At 41.1% G+C, this 6,285-nt stretch carries 6 protein-coding genes and 1 rRNA gene; 4 read left to right on the forward strand and 3 right to left on the reverse strand.

Annotation, left to right across the window (positions count from 1 at the left end):
- Window positions 1-140: 140 nt before the first annotated feature.
- The gene (locus tag BO222_RS01000) at window positions 141-818 is read left to right on the forward strand and encodes a YczE/YyaS/YitT family protein (RefSeq protein WP_075817583.1); all 678 of its coding nucleotides are present in this window, start codon (window positions 141-143) and stop codon (window positions 816-818) included.
- 172 nt (window positions 819-990) lie between these two features.
- Here the strand turns inward: BO222_RS01000 and tgt are convergent, their stop codons facing one another.
- Window positions 991-2,256: a tRNA guanosine(34) transglycosylase Tgt gene (tgt, locus tag BO222_RS01005; RefSeq protein ID WP_075817585.1), complete on the reverse strand. Its 1,266-nt coding sequence runs from the start codon at window positions 2,254-2,256 to the stop codon at window positions 991-993.
- Window positions 2,253-2,882, reverse strand: a complete 630-nt coding sequence (locus BO222_RS01010; protein WP_075817587.1) for a queuosine precursor transporter — start codon at window positions 2,880-2,882, stop codon at window positions 2,253-2,255. Before BO222_RS01010 ends, tgt begins: the two co-directional genes overlap by 4 nt.
- Before the next feature lie 299 nt (window positions 2,883-3,181).
- On the opposite strand from BO222_RS01010, the gene BO222_RS01015 reads away from it, so the two are divergent.
- Complete coding sequence (locus BO222_RS01015) at window positions 3,182-3,769, forward strand: histidine phosphatase family protein (protein WP_075817588.1); 588 nt, start codon at window positions 3,182-3,184, stop codon at window positions 3,767-3,769.
- A gap of 179 nt (window positions 3,770-3,948) precedes the next feature.
- Here the strand turns inward: BO222_RS01015 and BO222_RS01020 are convergent, their stop codons facing one another.
- On the reverse strand, window positions 3,949-4,410 hold the full coding sequence (locus BO222_RS01020) for a hypothetical protein (RefSeq protein WP_075829864.1): 462 nt from the start codon (window positions 4,408-4,410) through the stop codon (window positions 3,949-3,951).
- Window positions 4,411-4,838: 428 nt separating this feature from the next.
- Here BO222_RS01020 and BO222_RS01025 point away from each other — a divergent pair, with 428 nt between their 5' ends.
- Together BO222_RS01025 and BO222_RS01030 are read left to right on the forward strand one after the other, a co-directional pair.
- Entirely contained in the window at window positions 4,839-5,768 is a 930-nt protein-coding gene (locus tag BO222_RS01025) for an AEC family transporter (RefSeq protein WP_075817592.1), read from the forward strand.
- A gap of 415 nt (window positions 5,769-6,183) precedes the next feature.
- A 16S ribosomal RNA gene (locus BO222_RS01030) occupies window positions 6,184-6,285 on the forward strand; the annotation flags it as partial.

Genomic DNA, 6,285 nt, shown 5'->3' on the forward strand with positions numbered 1-6,285 from the left:
TGAGAGCAACTCAGCCATGAGTCAGGCGGCGATTTCATTGAACTAACCCCCATGGGGGTTAGTTCAATGAAACACCACTTGTTGGAGACTCATTGGTTTCTGATTACTCTCATACAATACGAGGAGAAAGAAGAAGGAATATGAAGTCGATCAAGATGTATGCTTTTCTGGTATTGGGATTTATGCTTGCTGGACTGGGAATTGCGATCAGTTCAACTGGTGCACAGGGAATCAGCGCATGGGATGCTTTAGGACAGAGCTTTGCCTGGATGAGTGGAATGCAGTTAGGAACATGGAGCGCCATCCTGAACTGCAGCTGTGTATTAGGACAGATTCTGGTTTTGAGAAAAGAATTCAAGCCAATTCTGCTTTTGCAGATTCCGTTGTCTTTTGTTCTGGGTACCGTGTGCAATCTGTTCGGTTCGTTCATCAATGTGACAGTGACCAGTCTGCCGATGGGGATTCTTTTCTATCTTTCGGGAATGTTTGTCACGGCAATTGGAGTTTCTCTGGTTATGACAATCAACTACATTCCATTTGCTCTGGAAGGTTTCTGTATGGTATTAAGTCAGAAGGTGTTCACCAAGATAGAATTTTCCAGAGTTCGTCAGTCAGCGGATGTACTCTCGCTGATTCTGATTGCGGTTCTCAGCCTGCTATTTAAGGTACCCTGGTCCATTGGATTAGGTACAGTGATCGGAGCCTGCATTTTCGGACCGACTTTAGGGCTGCTGATGAAACTCGAAAAGCCATTTCTTAACTTTGGCGAAAATACTCAGCCTGCTGCTGATTCGATCAGCGAGCCAATTGCTGATTAACAGACTGATTAGCTGAAAGCAGGAATCAAAATAAGAAATGAATACAAAATGAGAAAACAATACAAGAAATGAAAATAAAAATTCGCCAGAGGCATATGCTTCCGGCGAATTTTTCGTTGGCTTGATTTGAGTCTAAAAGGACGTATTTATAATGTTTCTGGTTGTTTGAGACTTACTTTTTGGTATCTCTTGCCTGAAGCTCAAGCAGATGTTCCTGCCAGGATTTTTTGTAATAAGATCTGGAAAAATCCTCTCTGAACTCTTCAAAACGATCTTCCAGCAGAGCGGCTCTGGCTTCTTCGCAAAGACGAAGGGTAAAGCGAAGATTGTGCATGGAAGCCAGTTCAAAAAACTTCGCGCGGACTTCTCTGTCATCAGATTTATACATCTCGCGAAGTTTACTGCGTGTATAGCCGGCCTTACAGGTTGGACAATCGCAGCCTTCTTCAAGCAGAAGGTCGGAATCCTTAAATTTATTGAGATGAAAATGTCCGTTTCGGCTTTCAATTCGGCCGTGTCTTGCCTCACGGCTGGGAGCTACGCAGTCAAAGGTATCTGCACCGTTCTCAATCCCGACAAAAATATCATCCGGTCTTGAAAGACCAAGCAGATGACGGGGTTTATTTTCAGGGAGTTCTTCGTTGCACCATTTCAGAATGCTGCCAAGGTCTTTCTTTAAAAAAGCCCCGCCTAAACCATATCCGTCAAAATCCATGGATCCAAGTTTTCTGGCGGTCGATCTTCTCAGATCTTCCCAGCGTCCGCCCTGCAAAACGCCATATAACGCCTGTTCATAACCGAGGTCATAGCGATGTTGATTATGAACATTCAATGATACCTGTGCCCAGTCTTCGGTGCGACGCAGTGCTTCGACATTGTAATCATAATCGTCGGCCAGAGAAGTCAGTTCATCAAAGGCCATATGGATATCCGCGCCGATTCGGCACTGGATTTCCATTGATTCCTTGGGACCGATGAATTCTTCCTTACCGGTAAATGGATCAGTAAATTCGATTCCAGTTTCGGTTACCTTAGCCAGTCTCTCCTTTGGATCGGCATTGAGGACTTCCTTTTCCCGTTCCATACTGACGACTTTTCCGATTCCGCTGCCTAAGGACATGACCTGAAATCCACCAGAGTCCGTTAACGTTGGAGAATTCCATCCTGACCAGGCAGCCAGTCCGCCCCCGGCTGCGATTTCAGGTGATTGAAGACGAAGATGATAGCCATTGGCAAGCATTGCCTGTGCTCCGATTTCATGGAGATTTTCCATGCTCATGAAGCGGACTTCGCCATGAGTTCCTACACACATAAAAGCGGGAGTCTGGATATCTCCATGGGGCGTATGAATGATCCCTGCTCTTCCTAAGTGACCATCCATTCGCTTTTCGATTTCAAAAGAAAACTTGTTATTGTTCTGGTATTCGGTTTGACTCATATTTTTTTCTCCAGGTGTTTCTGAATAACATGTTCCACCGGAGCGAGGATTGTTTCAAGCAGCAATCCAAGAAGATAAGCAAAAATCATCTGTTTCATGAATTCGGGGAAAGAAAGAACACCTAAGAAAGCGATGGTTTCAAACACGGCAGAATCCACGATGTGAGCTACAACAGAAGATCCAAGGGCACGGGCGATAAAGCTCTTTGCAAAGAAGCCGTCTGATTCCTTCATTTTGACAAACAGATAGTTGTTTAATAAGGAACTCGAGAGAAATCCGCAAAGAGATCCTAAAATGATTCTTGGAGAAAAGCCCAGAACCATCGCAAAGGCATCCTGCATGTCCCAGCCTGGATAAGCCGGAAGAGCAATTACGGCATAGAATACGAAGACTGCAATCAGGTTAATCGTAAATCCGGCATAAATAATGGTCTTTGAAGTCTTCAAGCCAAAGAACTCAATGATGAGATCTCCTAAAATATAGGAAAGAGGAAACAGTACGATTCCTCCATCAACCGGTATGCCGAAAAGATCCCAGAGTTTGATGGCAGAAAGGTTTGAGATAAGCAAAGTGCCTGCTGAAAGGGCAGTGAAATAAATCAGTGCTTTTGTTTTTCGATCTGACATATATTGTACAATACCTCCATAACATCTAAACATTATAATTCAGTGGCAAAAATTGGGACAATTGTCCGATCATTCTAATTACCAATTGCGAACTATCCGTTCAAAAATCGTTTTTCAGCAACCGATTTCATGAAAGTTTACTGAAGTTTTCTACGACTGCCGGCAGCCTTCTTGATCTGGGTAGGCAAAGAAAGAGATAAGAAAAGATGTACAGAAAATTAGAATGCGTAAACAGCTTCATAAAAAAGTAAGATCAAAAAGATCATAATAAATTTAAAAATAAGGAAAGGATTTAATTTATGAAAATCATCATGATCCGACATGGAGAAACCGACTGGAATACTCGCAACCAGGTACAGGGAGCGAGCGATATTCCTCTGAATGAAAAAGGAATTGCACAGGCTAAGGAAGCAGGAAGAAAAATGAAGGATCAGCGAATCGACAAAATCTTTTCTTCGCCGCTGATTCGAGCAAGACAAACTTCTGAGCAGATTGCAAATGAGCATGAAACACCAATTGAAGTGATCATTGAGCCGACGCTTGCAGAACAGAATTTCGGCGTATTTGAAGGTCAGCCCCGGGATGATCAAACGTATCAGCATGAAAAACATCTGTTTTTCAAACGATTCGAAAAGGGAGAATCTTTTTTGGATGTAGCTGCCAGAGTCTATCCGTTTCTTGATCGGATCATAGAAGAATATCCCCAGGATGCAGTCCTTCTGCTTTCCTGTCATGGCGGAATCCTGCGGATGATTGCCAGCTATTTCTCGGATCTTGACAATGAAGAATTCACTGAATATTTTGCCTTAAACTGTGAACAAGTTGAATTTGAAATTGATAAGAATAAATGGATTCAATCAAAAAAACGCTGGAAACTAAAAAAATAAAGTGTTGAAACAGAAATGAACAATAAGAAAGATTACAAGTAGAAAAGCCCTGAAATCAGGGCTTTTGTTCAGTTTAAATTTAATTTGAAATGGCCAATAGAAACTGAATTAAAAAACTGGATAGAATATCAGTCTTCGTGCCTTAATGGCTCTGGTTCAGAAATGAATTGGTCTATTGGTTACTCATCTGCAGGACTTTCTTTTCCATCGTCCTTGTAAAGATGATGAATATAGTTTGCGGATGGTGTGTCTTTTTCTATCGCTTTTTCATAGTCATCCTGCGAGCGGGCTTCATGAGCGTTAATTGTTTTGCCGGATAATTCAGCATGCTGAGTATCAGACAATGTTCCCCTTTGATCGCTTTCGGCTTCATTGACTTTACGCGCATCCTGATGTTCACCGGAATTTTCAGGATGGATAGCAGGCTCTCCCATCGCATAACCTGTTGGATAAGCTTTTTCCTTCATTTGTTTAACATCTTCAGAAATGCTTGCATGGGCGAGATTCTCTTTTTCAAAATCTTCTTCTGAAATAAGAATCTGCAATTCGTCCATTTCTGTCTTTTTTTGTGAATCCTCTGACAGCTTTTTTCTTGAAGCTTCAGAGGCTTTTTTACAGGTGTTCATTGATTTGTTTGACATTTGAGGTCCTTTCAGACAGGAATTCATAACTTTCCCCATTATGATCAGTAAAAGGTTTTGCATAAATTCCTGAGCTTGAATTTTCCAGCATTCATGACTGCAGAAAATCAGAAAAGTCTTCTCATAGAATCATGAGGAAGGCTTTTGGAAGCACCACATCAATTGTCCGGACATTCTTCAGAAACGTTGAAGATCATGTGTTTGCCAAAAATAATATGCCGGAAATATTGAATTGATTCCATTTGTAAGACTCCCAAAATTTCCCAAAATTCTATCAGTCAGAAATAAAGGCAAATCGGTTAAAGAAGGCTTACGATTCGATATTTTGAAATCGTTTTATATAATGGAAAAGATTTTGATATGTGTAAAGGCTTACACATATATACGCTTTTGTCGAATGGGATTATTGAATGTTCAGGGAGGTTAGTATGGCATCAATTCTGATCAAAATCAGTGGGTATCTGCTGATTATCTTATTAGGGGCAATTTTGCGCAGGATAGGCTTTTTTAAAAAAGAGCTGGCCAGAACGATTGGAGTTCTGGTTGTGACCGTAACTCTTCCAGCTTCATTGATTCGAAACTCGCCTTCAATTGTGATTGGATCCGAGCTTCCTAAGTTGTTTCTGTTTGCAATTTTTGCAAGTTCACTCACCCTGTTTGGTGGCTATTTACTGGCGAAAAGAAAAAGAGAACCAAAAACAGCTGCATTGATGCTGAGCACCTCGACATTTAACGTGGGGGCTTTTCTGCTGCCCTTTGTAGAACTGTTCTATCCAGGAGCCGGTGTTGGTTATTTATGTATGTTCGATTCTGGAAATTCGATCATGGGACTGGGGATTTCATATGCACTGGCAAAATCAGCTTCAAATCCAAAGGCTTCTTTAACTTTTGGCAGTATTTTAAAAACGCTGCTTGATTCCGTTCCCTTTATGACTTATGTCGTATTGTTTGTTCTTGCTTTTTTGCAAATCCGGCTTCCGGATTTTATCCTTGAATATGCTGGGATGATTGGAAATGCCAATGCTTTTTTGACCATGTTTATGATCGGTTTAATGATTGAATTGAAATTGCCCAAAGCCGAGATCCGAGAGATTGGCAAGGTGATCGCTTTGCGATATGCATTGATCGTTTTGTTAATTGGAATATTGATGATTCTTCCATCAATGGATCCATTCGTAAAACTCATTGCAGCACTTTGTCTGTTTGCGCCTGTTGCGACCGCCTCTGTCGTTTATGCGATGGAATGCGGATATCAGGGAGAACTGGTCAGTATGGTGAGTACGTTAACGATGTTCATATCGATCGCGGCGATTATCCTGATCATTCTTGGATTTGGCCAAAGCTACATTACAATCTGATTTTATAGAGTATGAGTACAGCCCTTAGATCAGAAAATTCCTTTATCTAAGGGCAGAAATCCTTATTTGTGAAAATCTAAAAATAATTCACAAAAAGGTTGACCGGTGAGGTTTGGAGTGGTATTCTTAATGAGCCTTGTGAGAGACGGCTTGTTTCTCACAAGTGAAGTCTTCTTCTGATTGTGAAATTCAAAAAGAAATTCACAAAAAGTCTTGACTTTGATCAGGACAGGGAGTAAGATAAACAAGCTTGTGAAAGATAAATAAATTTTCACAAATAACTCGTTCTTTGAAAACTTTACAGACAGTATGTACAAGTACCAATTGGTACAGGTTAAACAAACAAACCAAGTACAAGTCAATTCAACCTGAACAATCAAAAAATAAAATAAAACGCAAAAGCGTTGAGTCAAATCAAATGGAGAGTTTGATCCTGGCTCAGGATGAACGCTGGCGGCATGCCTAATACATGCAAGTCGAACGGTATCTTTGGATACAGTGGCGAACGGGTGAGTAA

This window comes from Ileibacterium valens, assembly GCF_001945525.1.
In the GTDB taxonomy this organism is placed as follows: Bacteria; Bacillota_I; Bacilli_A; order Erysipelotrichales; family Erysipelotrichaceae; genus Ileibacterium; species Ileibacterium valens.

Bases quoted from the DNA above. Each gene is read 5' to 3' on its own strand.
- BO222_RS01000 (WP_075817583.1), top strand. From the start codon at position 141: ATGAAGTCGATCAAGATGTATGCTTTTCTGGTATTGGGATTTATGCTT.
- tgt (WP_075817585.1), bottom strand. From the start codon at position 2,256: ATGAGTCAAACCGAATACCAGAACAATAACAAGTTTTCTTTTGAAATC.
- BO222_RS01010 (WP_075817587.1), bottom strand. From the start codon at position 2,882: ATGTCAGATCGAAAAACAAAAGCACTGATTTATTTCACTGCCCTTTCA.
- BO222_RS01015 (WP_075817588.1), top strand. From the start codon at position 3,182: ATGAAAATCATCATGATCCGACATGGAGAAACCGACTGGAATACTCGC.
- BO222_RS01020 (WP_075829864.1), bottom strand. From the start codon at position 4,410: ATGTCAAACAAATCAATGAACACCTGTAAAAAAGCCTCTGAAGCTTCA.
- BO222_RS01025 (WP_075817592.1), top strand. From the start codon at position 4,839: ATGGCATCAATTCTGATCAAAATCAGTGGGTATCTGCTGATTATCTTA.